This window comes from Gloeocapsa sp. PCC 7428, assembly GCF_000317555.1.
GTDB lineage: Bacteria > Cyanobacteriota > Cyanobacteriia > Cyanobacteriales > Chroococcidiopsidaceae > Chroogloeocystis.
The window spans coordinates 75203-91304 of sequence record NC_019745.1 but is presented as its reverse complement, the minus strand read 5'-3'; the positions used below and the strand labels follow the sequence as shown (position 1 = coordinate 91304).

15 protein-coding genes and 2 pseudogenes are annotated in these 16102 nt (G+C 44.4%); 7 read left to right on the top strand and 10 right to left on the bottom strand.

Annotated elements, in window-relative coordinates; translation table 11 throughout:
- Positions 1-93: 93 nt before the first annotated feature.
- On the bottom strand, positions 94-1137 hold the full coding sequence (locus tag GLO7428_RS00435; protein ID WP_015186581.1) for a S1C family serine protease: 1044 nt from the start codon (positions 1135-1137) through the stop codon (positions 94-96).
- Positions 1138-1281: 144 nt separating this feature from the next.
- Between GLO7428_RS00435 and GLO7428_RS00430 the strand changes: the two genes are divergently transcribed.
- Positions 1282-1653, top strand: coding sequence for a helix-turn-helix domain-containing protein (locus GLO7428_RS00430; protein WP_015186580.1), 372 nt, complete (start codon positions 1282-1284; stop codon positions 1651-1653).
- Positions 1654-1781: 128 nt separating this feature from the next.
- Here the strand turns inward: GLO7428_RS00430 and GLO7428_RS00425 are convergent, their stop codons facing one another.
- The 4 genes and pseudogenes from GLO7428_RS00425 to GLO7428_RS28720 all read right to left on the bottom strand — a co-directional run.
- Complete coding sequence (locus tag GLO7428_RS00425) at positions 1782-2027, bottom strand: hypothetical protein (RefSeq protein ID WP_015186579.1); 246 nt, start codon at positions 2025-2027, stop codon at positions 1782-1784.
- Positions 2011-2286, bottom strand: coding sequence for a BrnT family toxin (locus GLO7428_RS00420; RefSeq protein WP_015186578.1), 276 nt, complete (start codon positions 2284-2286; stop codon positions 2011-2013). The genes GLO7428_RS00425 and GLO7428_RS00420 overlap by 17 nt, the downstream gene beginning before the upstream one ends.
- Positions 2287-2613: 327 nt before the next feature.
- Positions 2614-2781: pseudogene (locus tag GLO7428_RS28725) on the bottom strand (ClpX C4-type zinc finger protein); the annotation flags it as partial.
- A 54-nt stretch (positions 2782-2835) separates the two neighbouring features.
- Positions 2836-3384: pseudogene (locus tag GLO7428_RS28720) on the bottom strand (RNA polymerase sigma factor); the annotation flags it as partial.
- Between the two features lie 253 nt (positions 3385-3637).
- Between GLO7428_RS28720 and GLO7428_RS00405 the strand changes: the two are divergent.
- Both GLO7428_RS00405 and GLO7428_RS00400 read left to right on the top strand, forming a co-directional pair.
- Complete coding sequence (locus GLO7428_RS00405; RefSeq protein WP_015186575.1) at positions 3638-4558, top strand: helix-turn-helix transcriptional regulator; 921 nt, start codon at positions 3638-3640, stop codon at positions 4556-4558.
- A 91-nt stretch (positions 4559-4649) separates the two neighbouring features.
- Complete coding sequence (locus tag GLO7428_RS00400; RefSeq protein WP_231295527.1) at positions 4650-5360, top strand: dienelactone hydrolase family protein; 711 nt, start codon at positions 4650-4652, stop codon at positions 5358-5360.
- Positions 5361-5436: 76 nt separating this feature from the next.
- Here GLO7428_RS00400 and acnB read toward each other — a convergent pair whose 3' ends face one another.
- Positions 5437-8043, bottom strand: coding sequence for a bifunctional aconitate hydratase 2/2-methylisocitrate dehydratase (acnB, locus tag GLO7428_RS00395; protein ID WP_015186573.1), 2607 nt, complete (start codon positions 8041-8043; stop codon positions 5437-5439).
- Positions 8044-8383: 340 nt separating this feature from the next.
- On the opposite strand from acnB, the gene GLO7428_RS00390 reads away from it, so the two are divergent.
- The 4 genes from GLO7428_RS00390 to GLO7428_RS00375 all read left to right on the top strand — a co-directional run bounded on the left by GLO7428_RS00390 (position 8384) and on the right by GLO7428_RS00375 (position 10716).
- Entirely contained in the window at positions 8384-8710 is a 327-nt protein-coding gene (locus tag GLO7428_RS00390; RefSeq protein WP_015186572.1) for a 2Fe-2S iron-sulfur cluster-binding protein, read from the top strand.
- Between the two features lie 39 nt (positions 8711-8749).
- Entirely contained in the window at positions 8750-8974 is a 225-nt protein-coding gene (locus GLO7428_RS00385; protein WP_015186571.1) for a hypothetical protein, read from the top strand.
- A 93-nt stretch (positions 8975-9067) separates the two neighbouring features.
- Positions 9068-10132 carry a DUF3326 domain-containing protein gene (locus GLO7428_RS00380; RefSeq protein WP_015186570.1) on the top strand — a complete coding sequence of 355 codons (1065 nt, stop codon included), beginning with the start codon at positions 9068-9070 and terminating at the stop codon, positions 10130-10132.
- Positions 10133-10134: 2 nt separating this feature from the next.
- Positions 10135-10716, top strand: coding sequence for a CPBP family intramembrane glutamic endopeptidase (locus tag GLO7428_RS00375; protein WP_015186569.1), 582 nt, complete (start codon positions 10135-10137; stop codon positions 10714-10716).
- A gap of 6 nt (positions 10717-10722) precedes the next feature.
- On the opposite strand, the gene GLO7428_RS00370 is transcribed toward GLO7428_RS00375, so the two are convergent.
- From GLO7428_RS00370 to GLO7428_RS28185, 4 genes are all read right to left on the bottom strand, one after another.
- Complete coding sequence (locus tag GLO7428_RS00370; protein ID WP_015186568.1) at positions 10723-11679, bottom strand: ABC transporter substrate-binding protein; 957 nt, start codon at positions 11677-11679, stop codon at positions 10723-10725.
- 60 nt (positions 11680-11739) lie between these two features.
- Entirely contained in the window at positions 11740-14268 is a 2529-nt protein-coding gene (locus GLO7428_RS00365) for a TonB-dependent receptor domain-containing protein (protein ID WP_015186567.1), read from the bottom strand.
- Positions 14269-14404: 136 nt separating this feature from the next.
- Positions 14405-15364, bottom strand: coding sequence for a helix-turn-helix transcriptional regulator (locus GLO7428_RS00360; protein ID WP_015186566.1), 960 nt, complete (start codon positions 15362-15364; stop codon positions 14405-14407).
- A 194-nt stretch (positions 15365-15558) separates the two neighbouring features.
- On the bottom strand, positions 15559-15825 hold the full coding sequence (locus GLO7428_RS28185; RefSeq protein WP_196797424.1) for a hypothetical protein: 267 nt from the start codon (positions 15823-15825) through the stop codon (positions 15559-15561).
- Positions 15826-16102: the final 277 nt, after the last annotated feature.

Sequence of the window (16102 nt, the reverse complement as noted above, 5' to 3'; positions counted from 1 at the left end):
AATTAGAGGCGATCGCACCTCTATGTTACTGGTAATTGAGTACAGCGATCGCACCTTGAAAAACTTAGGGAAGCATTAGCCACTAGTCACTAATCACTTGGTTGGCGATTCTTCAGGCACAATATCCACAAGTAGCTTTTGAGAGTGGCGGAGAATTATGAGTTGCGATCGCACTCCGACTTGATCGTGTGTTAATAATTTGTGCAAATCGTCAATATTTGCGATCGGTTGCTGATTAATTCCTACAATTACATCGCCTTCTTGTAACCCTGCTTTTTGGGCGGGGCTATTTTCTTCAGTGGAAATTACCAACACGCCACTAAAGCGCGATAATTCATGAAATAGCACAACGCGACGCGGTAGCGGCACATTTTGCCCACCGATACCAATGTAACCACGCCGAACCTTACCATCGCGTATCAATGAACCGATAATCATCTTGGCAGTATTAATCGGTACAGCAAAACAAATACCTTGTGCGGACATAATCACGGCTGTATTGACACCAATCACTTCACCGTGCGATGTTACGAGTGGTCCGCCAGAGTTACCAGGGTTCAAGGCGGCATCAGTTTGAATGATATTATCGATCAAGCGACCGGAACGCGAACGAAACGATCGCCCTAAAGCACTAATGACACCTGTGGTTACTGTTGTTTGGAAGCCGTAGGGATTACCAATTGCGATCGCCAATTGTCCTGCGCGTAACGATTGCGAATCTCCTAATTTAGCAGCGACAAGATTGGGTGCATCAATTCTAATCACGGCTAAATCGGTATCAGGGTCATCACCAATCAACTCGGCGGTAAAATTGCGACCATCCGCGAGTGTTACCTCAATTTTGGTTGCATCGTGGACAACATGACTATTGGTGAGAATATAACCATCCTGCGTAAACACAAAGCCCGAACCGTTTCCGCGTACTTCTTGCATGAAAGTTTGATTATTCCTGCGCCGCGATTGCACTTGTCGATGCACGTCAATATTGACAACTGCGGGGCTAACTTTTTCGACTACACTGATAACAGCTTGCGAATACGCATCGAGTAACTGTTCATCTGCTATAGGATTTGTCGCTGGCGAGGTTTGCATCCCCTCATTCTCGAAATCGTTGGATACCAGTTGCAGATTTTTCATAGCGGCTGCTCCTGTACATTATAGGGGTGAGGGGTGAAGGCTAACTTTCCCTTCTCAATTCCTCATATTTGTAGTAGTTTTATGATTGTGTCAATTACTCACTCTTTTTGACAAGAAGGTACTGAAAAGTGCTATACATTCCTTATGGTGCGTAATCAGGATAACAGCGTTTGTGATGCAAACTGTCCCTCACGGCAAGTTTTAGACCTCATTGCCGATAAGTGGACTGCAATTATTATTTACCGCCTTTCTAAGGGAACAAAGCGCTACAGCGAGTTGCAAAGAGAAATTGGCGGGATTTCGCAAAAAATGCTGACGCAGACATTACGCAACTTAGAACGCGATGGGATTGTCAGTCGTAAAGTCTATCCTGTCGTACCGCCAATGGTGGAATATTCGTTAACAGCTTTAGGGACAACGCTAACTGAACCATTATCGACGCTGTGTCGCTGGGCAGAAAATCACATTCCTGAAGTCGAAGCCGCACGCAGTCGATATGATAATAGCGATCGCTAAAATTTAATTTTGATAGTCAGCATTGTATAATCCTCCTGTGCTATGACATGAGCGATCGCGATTAAATTCTGTATTGAGCCGTCACACAAGGAAAATCCTTCTGCTGTTTGTCTCCTACTCAAAGATTTCTATTCTGGTCGCTGCACCGTACTGTTGGGTTGCTGGCGCTGGGCAATCTGAATTAACATTCTCAGCGCCTCATTCACCGCCATATCATTAGGGAAAGCTTGAGCAACATCGGGATCTAAAAGTACTAAATTTGTTCCTGCACGATATCGCTTCACATACTTGCCTCTAACACCTCCCTGCATTTGAGCAAAGTCATACTCAGGGCGTAAATCGTCTTCCATTTCGTTCTCAACTTCCTTGTTCATAAAATCTCCTCTCCTGTCTGGTAGCTTTTCGGGCACTGATAATTCTTACGTTTTTGCCTCGGTCAGTATGTGCAACAACTAAAAGTTGTCCGAATCGAGATACGCCAATAATAACGTAGCGGCTTTCTCCAAGAGAATGATCGGGATCGGGGAAAGTTACAGACAGAGGATCATCAAATACAGTTGCAGCTTCTTGAAAAGAAACACTATGCTTTTCAAGGTTTAGTGCCGCTTTGTCTAGGTTCCATTCAAATTCCATATGCGATCTTTCATGCTTTTGATGCTGTCAAAATTGAGTTAGATTATCTGCAAACAAGCCGCATGAAGTCGATATAATAGCGATCGCTCGATTTCATCAACATAAAATTTTAGGTTAGGCGATCCGCTTCGAGCTTCTGTAAACGTATCTTGTACAGCCCCAATCAATCCTAAAAAGCGCTAACTTATGCTGCCTAAGCTAGAGAAGAGACACCAGAACTCAAATTCTGCACTTTTTCTATTTTCTCTTCCAATCAGCAGATTTCTACCCTTCTTCTATTTCCTCCTCGGTCAAATTCAGCAATTTCTCTACTTGCTCCTGAGTCAGTGGACGTGGAGGAATTTCTCCACTGATAATTCGATTACAGATATCGACACACTCATTGCAGATGAACACACCTGGACCTGCAATAAGAAGGTCAACCTGTTCCTGGCTTTTGTGACAAAATGAACAGCAAAATTCTGTCTTTGTTTGAGCAGAAGTGTTGACGGTCATTGTTTTAGTTTCCTGGGGTGAATGGGGTTGAATTTGCTCTTGAAGACGTGATAATTGGTTTCTCAGTTGATGACGAGATTTGTGTAAACGCCCTTTCACGGCACTGACTGAAATATTTAAGCGATTTGCCACTTCTTGTAGGCTGAATTGCTGATAATAGAACAGCAAAATTGCTGATCGATTCTTTGGAGAGAGAGTATCGACTGCCTCTAGTAATGCAGTGTGAAGTTCTTCATGTTCTGCCACTAATTAAGGATCGGGTGAACTCCCAGCGATTGACGGCGGTTCATCAATAAAATTTCCTACGATTGCCTCAAGCGAAAAACAGATTACCTTACGACGACGCAACTTGTTCCGGCAAATATTGAGGACAATGCCGTAGAACCAACTCTTAAACCGTGTAGGGTCATTAAGTTTCTCTAGTGAAAGATAGGCTTGCAGCATTGCATCTTGCACGAGTTCTTGAGCCAAATCTCTATTACCGATCGCTCGTGTAGCGAGGCGCTGTACCATTGGTTGATAACGTAACATCAGTTGACCGAAAGCAGTTTTATTTCCCTGCCGTGACAGAAAAACTAGCTCCAGATCGCTTGGTTCAGACACACCAGCCTCGTCAAACAACTCTACTAATTAATAGTGGTAAACTGGGAAACAAAGGTTACTTTTGTTAAAAAAGATATTAAATCAGAATCGTGAATAAGTTGCTGCTAGCGTGACTTTATTTGCTGAATAAAATTTTTATATTAGTAGGTGCGATCGCATCTTTCGCTCACAAAACCGTCACGACAAGGTGGCGAGGAAACCTCGCCACAACGTGCCATGTCAAAATAGAACTTTCCCTTAATTTGAGCGCAAGATGAGACTACCAGCGCAACCTGTTAGAATTATCGACTATCGCCAAGTCAATGCAGCAAATGCACTGTTACCCCAACCATCGGTTCTCTCAAGCGGCGGTTGGAGCGATATTCACTTGGAAGTTTATCAGCAGCCAAAATTTGAGATTGCAGAGCATCAACACACGATGCACGTTATTGCTTGTGGTCTACCACAACCATTGGCAGAACAAGCTGTTTCCGATTCATCAGGAGAGCGATGGTTAGATGGAAAGCTGAGCAAAGAGACACGAAATACCGCAGACATTGCAATTATCCCTGCCAATATTTCTCACCGCTGTAATTGGAACACCCCAGTTCAGTTTATGGTTTTAGCTCTTGAGCCTGTACTTCTCCAACGCATCGGTCAAGATTGGGTAAATCCCGACTGCATCGAACTAATGCCGCAGTTTATGAATCAGCCAGACGCACTGGTCCAAGGCGTTTTTTTAAGCTTAAAAGACGAATTAGAATCGGGTAGAATCGGCGGACAGTTACTAGTTGATAGCCTGAAAACAGTGTTAGCAATTCACCTACTGCGAAACTATTGCACCATATCCCCCAGGCTTTCTAACTACTCAGATGGTTTATCGTTAGCCAAGCTGGTTCTTATAAAAGACTATATCAATGAACATTTACACCAAAATTTGACACTAACAGAAATTGCCGCGATCGCGCAAATGAGTCCGTATCACTTTTTGCGGTTGTTTAAGCAAAGTATCGGTGTTACACCGCATCAATACATCTTGCAGCGCCGAATCGATAAAGCAAAGTATCTGTTGCAACACAGCAAGTTGAGTATTGCAGAGATTGCTCTTTGCGCTGGCTTTTGCGATCAAAGTCATTTGACGCGATGTTTCAAGCGTATGCTTGGCGTGACTCCGAAACAATTTTTACAAGATTAACCGCAAGAATATCACAAAACTCCGCAACATTTTTCTAGAGTCTTGACACGCTAACTTTTTAAGCTGTCAGCAGTAGGTTTTTCTGGAAAAGATGATGCAAATTGAACAATCAGAGGTGATGATTCAGACACCCGATGGACAGATGTCTGCTTTCTTATGTACACCCGTTGCGCTTGATCGCGTACCCGCTGTTCTGCTTTTGATGGAAGCTTTTGGCTTAACTGCGCATATCCAAGATGTTGCAGCCCGTATTGCAAAAGAAGGATACATAGTTCTTGTGCCAGATTTGTATTATCGCGAACTCAACAACAAGTTTGGTTACGATGAGGTAGAGCAGGCTATGGCGATGATGTGGCGGCTTGATTTTGGTAAGCCTATGGAAGCGGATCTTCAAGCAGCATTAAGTTACTTAAAAACGCGATCGCACGCGAACTCAGATAAAATTGGTGTCACTGGTTTTTGTTTGGGTGGTGGGTTGACTTTTTTGACGGCTTGCAAGTTTTCGGCTGAAATTGCCGCAGCAGCGCCTTTTTACGGTATGGTTTTAGATGAGTGGATTACGGCAGTAGAAAACGTTACAGTGCCTATTTATTTGTTCTTCGGGGGTAGAGATCCTTTTATTTCGCGCGATCGCATTCACCAAATCGCAACACGATTTCAAGAACTTGGTAAAGAGTACACGTTGAAAGTTTATCCTGATGCCGAGCATGGATTTTTCTGCAACGAACGTTCTTCGTACAATCGCTTAGCAGCGGAAGACGCTTGGCGCGAACTGATGCAGTTCTTTCGCAAACATTTATAGAAAGCGGTTGAATAGAAGTTATGAGCCTCAGTTACTACATAGAATGTGTAGGTGGGTATTACCCACCTAGATTTATCTACGACAATGTACCTGCGGGAATTCCTAAAATGTCTTCAATTTTAGGCATTTCTTCTAAAGGAATTACGCGCCCTTCATCTTCAAAACCAGCGATTTGATCGAAGTTGAGATAGCGATACAAATCATCAGCAAACGGATGAATTTTATGCGCAACAATATCCATGTATTCCTCAACTGTAGGAATGCGTCCTAACAAGGCACAAACTGCGGCTAATTCTGCTGAACCGAGATAGACGCGCGCATCTTTTCCCATGCGGTTATTGAAGTTGCGTGTAGAGGTAGAAAAGACTGTTGTTTTATCTGCAACTCGTGCTTGATTCCCCATGCACAAACTACAACCAGGCATTTCAGTTCGCGCCCCAGCTGCCCCAAAGATACCGTAAACGCCTTCTTCTTTAAGTTGATTTTCGTCCATGCGCGTTGGCGGACAAATCCACAAGCGAGTTTGCACCGAACCTGCGCCTTCTAAGACTTTAGCGGTAGCGCGGTAATGACCAATATTCGTCATGCACGAACCGACAAAGACTTCTTGTACAGGATCGTTAGCGACTTCAGATAATAATTTGACATTATCAGGGTCGTTGGGCGCGGCGACAATTGGTTCTTTGATTTCGTTCAAATCAATTTCGATAATCTCTGCATATTCTGCATCTGCATCTGCTTCCATTAATACTGGATTTGCGAGCCATTGTTCCATCTTGGCAACGCGACGCATAATCGTCCGCGCATCTTGATAACCCCGCGCCACCATATTTTTCATCAGCGCGACGTTGGAACGCAAATACTCAGAAATTGTCTCGACACTCAACTTAATCGTACAACCTGCACACGATCGCTCTGCTGTTGCATCGGTTAATTCAAAAGCTTGTTCGACTTTTAAATCGGGTAAGCCTTCGATTTCCATAATCCGCCCAGAAAAGACGTTTTTCTTGTTTTGTTTAGCAACGGTGAGTAAACCTTTTTGAATCGCAACGTAAGGAATCGCGTTGACAATATCGCGTAAGGTCACGCCTGGTTGCAACTCGCCTTTAAATCGAACTAAAACCGATTCTGGCATATTTAATGGCATGACACCCAACGCCGCCGCGAATGCGACTAATCCTGAACCAGCGGGGAAGGAAATTCCTAAAGGAAAGCGCGTATGCGAATCGCCACCAGTTCCCACCGTGTCGGGTAGCAGCATCCGATTTAACCATGAGTGAATAATGCCATCGCCAGGGCGTAAAGCAACACCACCCCGCGAGGCGAAGAAATCAGGAAGTTCGTGATGCGTTTTAATATCGACAGGTTTCGGATAAGCGGCGGTATGACAGAAACTCTGCATCACCAAATCTGCGCTAAAGCCGAGACACGCAAGTTCTTTAAGTTCGTCGCGGGTCATTGGTCCTGTGGTATCTTGAGAACCAACTGTTGTCATAATCGGTTCGCATGATGTTCCAGGACGAACACCAGGTAAGCCACAAGCTTTGCCTACCATTTTCTGCGCGAGGGTGTAACCTTTGCCTGTATCTATTGGTTGCTGCGGACGAATGAAGACAGAACTCGGTTCTAATCCCATCGCGATGCGCGTTTTGTCGGTGAGGGTGCGCCCAATGAGTAAAGGAATGCGTCCACCGGCGCGGACTTCATCGGTTATTGTATCAGGTTGCAGTTTAAAGGTAGAAATGACGTCTCCGGCTTCGTTGGTAATTTCACCTTTGTAGGGATAGATGGTAATAACCATTCCCGTTTCCATCTTAGTCACATCGCACTGAATCGGTAACGCCCCTGCGTCTTCAGCAGTGTTGAAGAAAATCGGCGCGATCGCACTTCCTAAAACATATCCCCCTGCGCGTTTGTTCGGCACGTACGGAATATCTTGCCCAATGTGCCACAATACTGAGTTAATCGCGGATTTGCGCGACGATCCTGTCCCCACAACATCACCGACATACGCTAAAGGATGTCCTTTTTGCTTTAATTCGGCAATTGTGTCTAATGCCCCAGGAAGACGTGACTCTAGCATTGCTAGCGCGTGTAAGGGAATATCGGGACGTGTTGTCGCGTGTGTCGCTGGAGAAAGATCGTCGGTGTTTGTTTCGCCTGGAACTTTAAAGACGGTAACGGTAATCGCTTCAGGTAAGGGCGATCGCGCTGTAAACCATTCCGCATCCGCCCACGACTGCATAACTTTTTGCGCGTAAGAATTCGTTTTTGCTAATTCTTCAACATCATGAAAGGCGTCGTAGACTAGTAAAGTTTTACTTAAAGCCGTTGTCGCTGCTGTGGCTAATTCATCCTCTGCGGATAGTAATTCCACAAGCGATCGCACGTTGTATCCGCCCATCATTGTGCCTAACAGTTCAATTGCATAAGTGGGAGAAATTAACGGGCTTGTCGTTTCGCCTTTAGCGATCGCCGTGAGAAATCCAGCTTTGACATAGGCGGCGGGATCGACTCCAGGCGGGACGCGATCGCGTAATAGATGCAATAAAGTTTCTTCTTCCCCTGCGGGTGGTGCTTTTAATAATTCACATACATCTGCTGTTTGCTGTGCGTCCAAAGGTAACGGGGGAATTCCCATCGCTTGTCTTTGGGTGACGTGTTGCCGATATTCTTCCAGCATTCTCATCTCCATTAAATCAGCCATTTTATCTTTTTAGTGCAAGGTTAACGCCGCATGACCACAATTACAGTTGACAATGATACGGTCTGTGAGATTGTAGAGGTCAAAGGGGCAAGGCAATACCTTGCCCAGCCTTGCCCATAGGTGTCAAAGAAATATTGGTAGACAGCAGCAGATGTGATAGATAAGCCTGATACATTGTTTGATACATAAATTTTGCTGCTTCCCCTAATCCCCGACCTCAGATCCCTGACCCCTCAAGATACAATTACTTGTTAGTGATTAATCACGATCCAAGACTGCATTTAACTCGGCAGTTTAGTAAAACGGTTTTTAGTTTATGCCTCAAACTTATACGGTTCAAATTCAGCATCAAGGTCAAACTCATACGATTGAAGTTCCCGAAGACAAAATTATTTTACGTGCTGCGAGTGCTGCTGGCTTAGATCTACCTAGTTCCTGCAATGCTGGTGTTTGTACAACTTGTGCAGCTTTGCTGCTCGAAGGTACTGTAGAACAAAGCGATGGCATGGGTCTTAGTCCTGAACTCCAGCAAAAAGGTTACGCCTTACTGTGTGTTTCCTACCCGCGATCCAATTTGAAGATCGAAACCGAGAAGGAAGATGAAGTCTACGACTTACAGTTTGGTCAATTTCAACGCAGCTAAAGTTACCTTGTCGTCTTTGCATAAGAGTTAACAAGCGGTATGAAAACACACTTTATTACCACTGAAATTAAGTTTCAGGATTCTCCTGCAATGCTTCCCAAGGTTATTGAGGCTGAATTACAGCTATCTGGGAAACCACTACGCTGGGCGATTACAGCGCTAGATCTCCAACAACAAACAGCGACTGTCGAAGCTGTTGTTACACTTGAAGAGGTCAGGGATCAGAGGTCAGAGGTCGGAGAAAAGAATTTAAACTCAATTTAAGGGTTTAGAGTGTATGAATTGAATCATCTTCGTGTCCCATTTCACATTTTTTTCACATCCCTGACCCCTGACCTTTGATCTCTCTAAATTCAAGTGAACCAGCGTCCTTACACCGTTATCTTAATTGTACCAACTGGTATCGGAGCCGCAATTGGCGGATATGCCGGAGACGCAATGCCAGTTGCTAGGGCGATCGCTTCCGTCGCGGATCGCCTGATTACTCACCCGAATGTTCTCAATGGCGCGCAGTTGTATTGGTCTTTACCCAATGTTTTCTACGTAGAAGGCTACGGACTCGATCAATTTGCTTCTGGAAGCTGGGGTTTACGTCCTGTACGTCAAAACCGTATTGGTCTCATCTTAGACCAAGGTATCGAACCAGATTTACAATTACGGCAACTGCAAGCAGCCGATGCTACCCGCGCTACTTTGGGATTAAACTTGAGTGACTATGTTGTAACTGATGCAGCCATAGGCGTAGAACTACGTACATCAAATTCTGGTGTGAGTTGGGGAACAATTCAAAATCCTGGAACTTTACTACGAGCGGCAGAGACTTTAATTAATAAAGCGCGAGTAGATGCGATCGCGGTTGTTGCGCGTTTTCCCGATGATATGGATAGTCCTGCATTACAGCAATATCGTCACGGTCAAGGCGTTGACCCGCTTGCAGGTGCCGAAGCTGTCATCAGTCATTTAGTTGTCCGCGAATTTCAAGTTCCTTGCGCGCACGCTCCAGCTTTGTTACCGTTACCGCTCGATCCTGATATATCACCGCGATCGGCTGCTGAGGAAATTGGGTATACATTCTTACCTAGTGTCCTTGTGGGTTTAAGCCGTGCCCCGCAGTTTGTGACCAATCAGCAGCAATCATCACCACACGATATCTGGGCAAATCAAGTTGATGCGCTTATCATTCCCGCAACGGCTTGCGGAGGTAGCACAGTTTTAAGTTTTAGTCAAGATAGCGTACAAATTATTACAGTACAAGAAAATCACACGAAACTTTATGTTCCGCCAGAACCATTGGGTATTAAAGTAGTACAGGTAAACTCTTACTTAGAAGCAATTGGTGTATTAGCTGCGCATAAGGCAGGAATTACACCCACCGCGCTTAACCCTCATATTTCATCCCTCAATCGTCTGAATCCTAACTGACAGTGACCGAACCAGATTTTGAACCCAACATTCAGCCGTTGTCGCGTACCCAGATTTTAATTGGCATGGGTGTTACTGCATTATTATTACTGGTTATTGCCAAGCTATGGTTGCAATTTGGTAATTTTGCCTTATTACCTGTTCACCTGACATCAATAGCGATCGCTGGGGGATTAGGTGTCGCGTTGACCATTGCGATCGCCAGTTGGGTTGTCTACCGCATTTGGTCGGGGTATCGTCGTAGTGCTGATTTTTACCTAGAATTGGTTCTCAAACCTTTGCACTGGGCAGATTTAATTTGGATCGGGCTACTTCCAGGGCTGAGCGAAGAATTATTGTTTCGCGGTGTCATGTTGCCTGCATTTGGCTTCAATATCACCGCTGTGATTGTGTCGAGTATCTGTTTTGGCGTTCTCCACATGAGTTCTACTCAGCAATGGCCTTATGTCGTTTGGGCAACGGCGGTAGGCTTCTTACTCGGTTGTAGTGCTTTATACACGGGTAATCTCCTTGTGCCAATTGTTGCGCACACGATCACTAACTTGTTTTCTAGTTACTTTTGGAAGTGGGAACACTCGCGGTAAATGCAATTAGGTATCTAATAATTGCTGGAGTTGTTGAATCATTAACTCAGTCGCAATTGGTCCTGTAATTCGACTCCAGAGATGATAGTCAACAAAATACACTTGATTGGCTTGATAAACCGGAAGCGATCGCAGCACAGGGGTTTGTTCCCACAGCTTTTGGATCTGTGAAACTGTACTATCTGCACTTGCCATGACAATGACTATTTCTGCATCTAGCTGCGGCAAAATTTCTAAAGAGATTGGTATTGCACCATAGCGTACAGGTAGTTGGGGTTGCACTAACTCAAATCCGAGGTCTTTCAGGAGATTACCTGCAAAGGTTTGTTCGGTAAAGACTTCGATACTGTCTAATCCAGAAATGGATAATAGTAGTAGCTGTTTTCCTCTCAAAGCTTTAAACTTTACTCTTGCGTCGGTCATTCGCTGGTTGTGGTTTTGAATAACTTGTCGCGCGCGTTGTTCGCGATTTATAATTCGACCAAGCGTTAATAAATCATCTTGCCAGTGGCGATCGCTTTGCGATAAAGGTAGCGTTGGGGCGATCTTGGAAAAATTGAGATACAGCGCTTGTTCGCCGCCGTAGCCTACAAGAATTAAATCGGGTTTGAGTTTTAATACTGCTTCTTGTGATGGTGATTGCCAAGTCCCAACGTAAATGGGATTAGTAGTGATGCGATCGCCTAGATATTTCACATCAACTGTTGTGCCGAATTGTGGAGTACCAACTAAGACTCTGGCATCTTCAGCATAACCTACAGGTTGAACGTCGAGCGAAAGTAATAAGTCAAGCGATCGCGGATCGAGGGCGACAACGCGCTGGGGAGTTTCGCAAATTTGTGTTTGACCAAATTCGTGTTGAATATCTTGACAAGCTGTATTAGTTGTGGGTTGGGGAGGACTGCGATCGCAGGCGGAGGTGAAACATAAGATGAGTAGAATGCTGGAAAGGAGTTTATACATTAACGAACCACAAAGGCGCGAAGAACACAAAGCAAGAGTAGGGGAGGAGTTGTTTCTGCTTTACCAAGCTATGCGGTAGCCTACTCGTAGGGTGCGTCCTCTGGCTGCAATGTTGTCTGGTTCGTAGAAGCCACCGAGATATTGAGAAGCTACAGGAAAATACTGTTCGTTCAAGAGGTTTTCGATGCCAATATTGAGAGTTCCTGCTCCGAGTTGAATGCTACCGATGTAATCTAAGGTGATGTAGCCGGAGATCGGGACTTCTTCGGTTCCGTCGGTAAAGGCGCGGGTGCGATCGCCGATAAGGAGTAACTGCAATCGATTATTCCAACCTGGTAGAGTTTCGTGTTCGACGTAGGCGGTGAGTTTTAACGGCGAAATTCGTTCGCTGGTGATTGCTAAGAATTCGTCATCTTCTTCAAATTCGCCTTCTTGCCAAGTGATTGTACTGCCAAGTTGCCAATTACCTCCTGGTTGCCAATCAATTGTCGCTTCAACGCCGTAAATGCGTTCGGGAACGCGGACAATTTCGGCGAGTGCTGCGCCAGGTATTAATCGCGTTCCTAATTCTGATTCATTGTAAAATCCAGCAAGTGATAGTTGAACGTTTTTCCATTCGCCACGAACTCCAATTTCGTAATTATCAACTTTTTGCGGCTGCGTCACATTGATATCATCTTCGATCGAAGTTAGCTCATCGGGTGGACCTTGTAGCAAACGCCCGAAGTCAGGCGCGGAAAAACCTTGGGCAAAATTAGCAAATAAACTCACTGCGTTAGTAACGCGGTATAAAGTACCAAGATTCAACGCTAGATCGTCGAAACTGAGATCGCCGCCGGTAATATTGCGATAGGGAACAAAAGGAGTCTGAAAATCATCTACGCTCAAATTAAATCGCTCGTACCTAGCACCACCACTGATTAACCAGCGATCGCTTAAGTCCCATTGCAGTTGCGCAAATAATCCTAAGTTACTAAAATCGTACGGAATTGATATCCCGCCGACACGACGAAATACTCGTCCTTGTGTATTATCAAACTCGGCAGCATCGCCGAAATTGAAATCAAGTTGAATATTTTCGTTCGAGTAGTCTGCACCCCACAGCAAACTTACAGCTTGTGATACGGGGGTTTGCATCTGAAGTCGCGCGCCCCACTGTTCTTTGTCGAATACCTGTTGCTGAATCGGATCGCCAAAATCTCGAAAGTCAAACGCATCTGATCTGCGCGAGTTCGAGCGATAGTATAATTGCCCTTGCAACTGGCTGCCAAAAAAGGCGTCGTTTGTATAGTTAAGACTTGCAACCGTGTTACGATTACCACGCCCAGGAACGCCGATAAATTCAACATCTGGAACAGTGATTCCTTGTGCTTTTTGAATTCCTGGAATATCAAGAATACTTTCGTCAGGTCTAACTGTGCTGTTTTCGCTTTCGTTGTAGTGATTGATGGAAACTTGCAAACGCTGTTGAGAATTTAAGTTGACTCCTACTTTACCAAATACATTAAAAATTTCTGTATCTGCGATGCTTTCAAAGGGAATGCGATCGCCTTGTGCATCAAAAAAACTACCGACATTGTTACGCGAGATATTGAATACGAAGTCAACAATTCCTTCATTTCCTGAGAATCCATATTCTAGATAATTGCTAAAACTGTCTCCAGTCAAAAACGATCCTTCACCCGCAGCCGCATCGATTCCGATTTCAGCAGTCGAAGTAAATTGCTCTTCACTCGCTTGACGAGTAATAATATTGATGACTCCACCTGTTCCACCATCGCCATAAATCGCGGTTGGTCCTCGCACAATCTCAATTCTTTCTATCGCATCGGGTGCAATGCTGCGATAGTCTCTGGCTTGGACGGTTGAAAGATTCGATTTAATTGGAACGCCATCAATTAATATTTGTACCCGCCGACCGCGCAATTGTTGTGAAAATGTATTCCCGTCGGGAGAAACATCGCCTAAACCTGGTACTGTTTGCGCCAGTATATCTTGTAAATCTCTGCGTAAAGTTGTTTGTTGCTCAATTTGATCGCGATTGATGATTGTTACTGAGCGTGGTACATTCTGCACAGCTTCGGCTGTACGTGTTGCAGTGACAACGATCTCGATTGGTTCTTCTGCCGTACCAGCTTCAGGAGTCACGCTGAATATGAGTTCTCGATCTGTGGTACTTACTTCCGCTACAGGTGGAGTTGTCTGTCCGGCGATCGCTAAGCGAATTCGATCTCCTAAATTCGTTACCGAAACGGATGTAATTCCTGAAGTTGGGTTAGTCGCTTGAAATTGTTCGGTATCGGGAAGTACCAAAACTGCGTTGGGAATATCAGCAATTAATGTATTGTCAACAACTGATATTATTGAAGTTGGTATTTCTCCCACGGTATGCAAAATGACTTGCAAGCCTACAGAAGTTGGATTTAGCTCTACTTTGGTAACTTGTACCACTTGAGATTGTGCTAACCATTCAGTAACTGTGCTTGCATTTTGTTGTAGAGTTGATAATTCTTCCGCGTGAATTGACTGTGTGCTAATAACCGATACAATGCTGGCTATTGCCACAAGAAAATGCGATCGCTGCTCCATCAATCGTTACCCACAAATTAACTGAACTTGATAAGTGTTGAAAAACTTTCTTGATTAGTTCAGATCAAAATATTAAAGGGTTCTACGAAGTGAAGCGACTCAAAGACGGAATGATTAGATCCCAAAACGGAATTCTTTAACTTACTCGATAGTGCGATAAATAATGACTCGGACTCACGCCAAACTTTTTGCGAAACGCAGCCGCGAAATGTCCGCGATTGGCATAACCAACCATCGCCGCGACACCTGTAATTGTCATTGCTTGTTCTTCTAGTAGTTTACGCGCGTATTCCATCCGGCGATCGTGTAAGTAACCAAAAACGCTTGTACCAAAGACTTGGCGAAACCCGCGTTTCAATGTACAGTCATTCAACCCAACTTGCCGTGCTAATGAAAGCAAAGAAGGTGGATCGCACAAATTCTGCGTGATAATGTCCTTTGCTTGATGAATTTGGTCAATTTCGCTACGGCTTAAACGGGGATAAGTCTTATGGTTAACTTCACTCAGTTGCGCAATTTTCATCGCGATCAGTTCTAAACATTTTGCCCCAAGATACATCTGTTTTGTTGCGCCTTGATAGGGACAGTTAAGAATCTGCTCAAGCACCAATTTCATTGTGGGTGTGATGCTACCGATATGATCGTATGGCTGTTCGTTACCTGCGATTAGCTGCTGAATCGCTAAAGGTAGGGACGAGTTAGAGGTACAAAAGTAGTGTAGTAGTTCAGGTGAGTCAAGATGAATGTCTACTTGCAAAATTCTCCCTGCTGACTTTTGGGCGATCGCATTTTTTGCAGCACCCCACTCCACAAAATTTTGTCCGCCACTTCGGGTGCGATTGGGGTATTGGTGATGACCCAACACTTGAAATCCAAATTCGATACAACCAGAAGTTTCCTCTAACTTTATAACAACATCATCACAAAATTCGTAGTCGTGAATTAATAAATCAATTCCATTCAACAAGATCCATCGTTGATAGCCATTACCCAATTGCTGAGGGCATTCTTCCACAGTTTCAAAAGGCTCTAATTTTATAACGTGACTGTGTTGCCACAACTCATCGTATTCCCTGTGCAAAAGCGTAATTGTCACAGATGGCTCCTTTTGTGTCCTCAATAATACAGATCAAGTTTCAGCCAAATGAAACTCATTCTTATTTATTCAGGCGAAAGAGTCAAGTTTTTGCTCAAGCGCACATACTATAGCAGGAGTCAGAGGTCAGGATTAAACTTTAGTTAGGGAAATCATTACGAGCTTCTATAGTGTCCCAACTCTATTGACTAGGGCTATATGAACACAATGCGCAGGGAAGCACTGTTAGTCTGCGGCAAATTATCCGGTGGATAAGTTCGCTTCACCGAATATTCTTGCCCATCGGCGTCAGATAAGAATTCGATGACGACTTGGGGAACATCGCCATCTAAATTTGGTGTATAACTTTTGCAATCGCCTAATGCTTGATTGACACGTGGAACATAAACCCAATCAGGTGCTTTGACAACAAATTGCCCATTTACAGTCGCACAAAGACCAAAATTCGACGCAATCAACACTGAGGTTGGATGAAACCACTGATTTCTAAGCTTTCACGCAAAGCGCCAGCTATAATTGGCTAACCAGTATTTTCCACAGGTTCATCCTCTCATTGAAAGTCGTCGGGCAACGCTTCCCAAGATATCACCAATTGTTGCGCTTTGGTTTGCTCAAGTTGGGTTGCCATAAAGACTACCTTTTATGGATTTAGTTTTATTTTATCGTGGATACAACAGATAATTTCTAGGGGGAGTGCTGCTCTATGTGATAGGTGCGATCGCTTTCAAATCTGCTTTT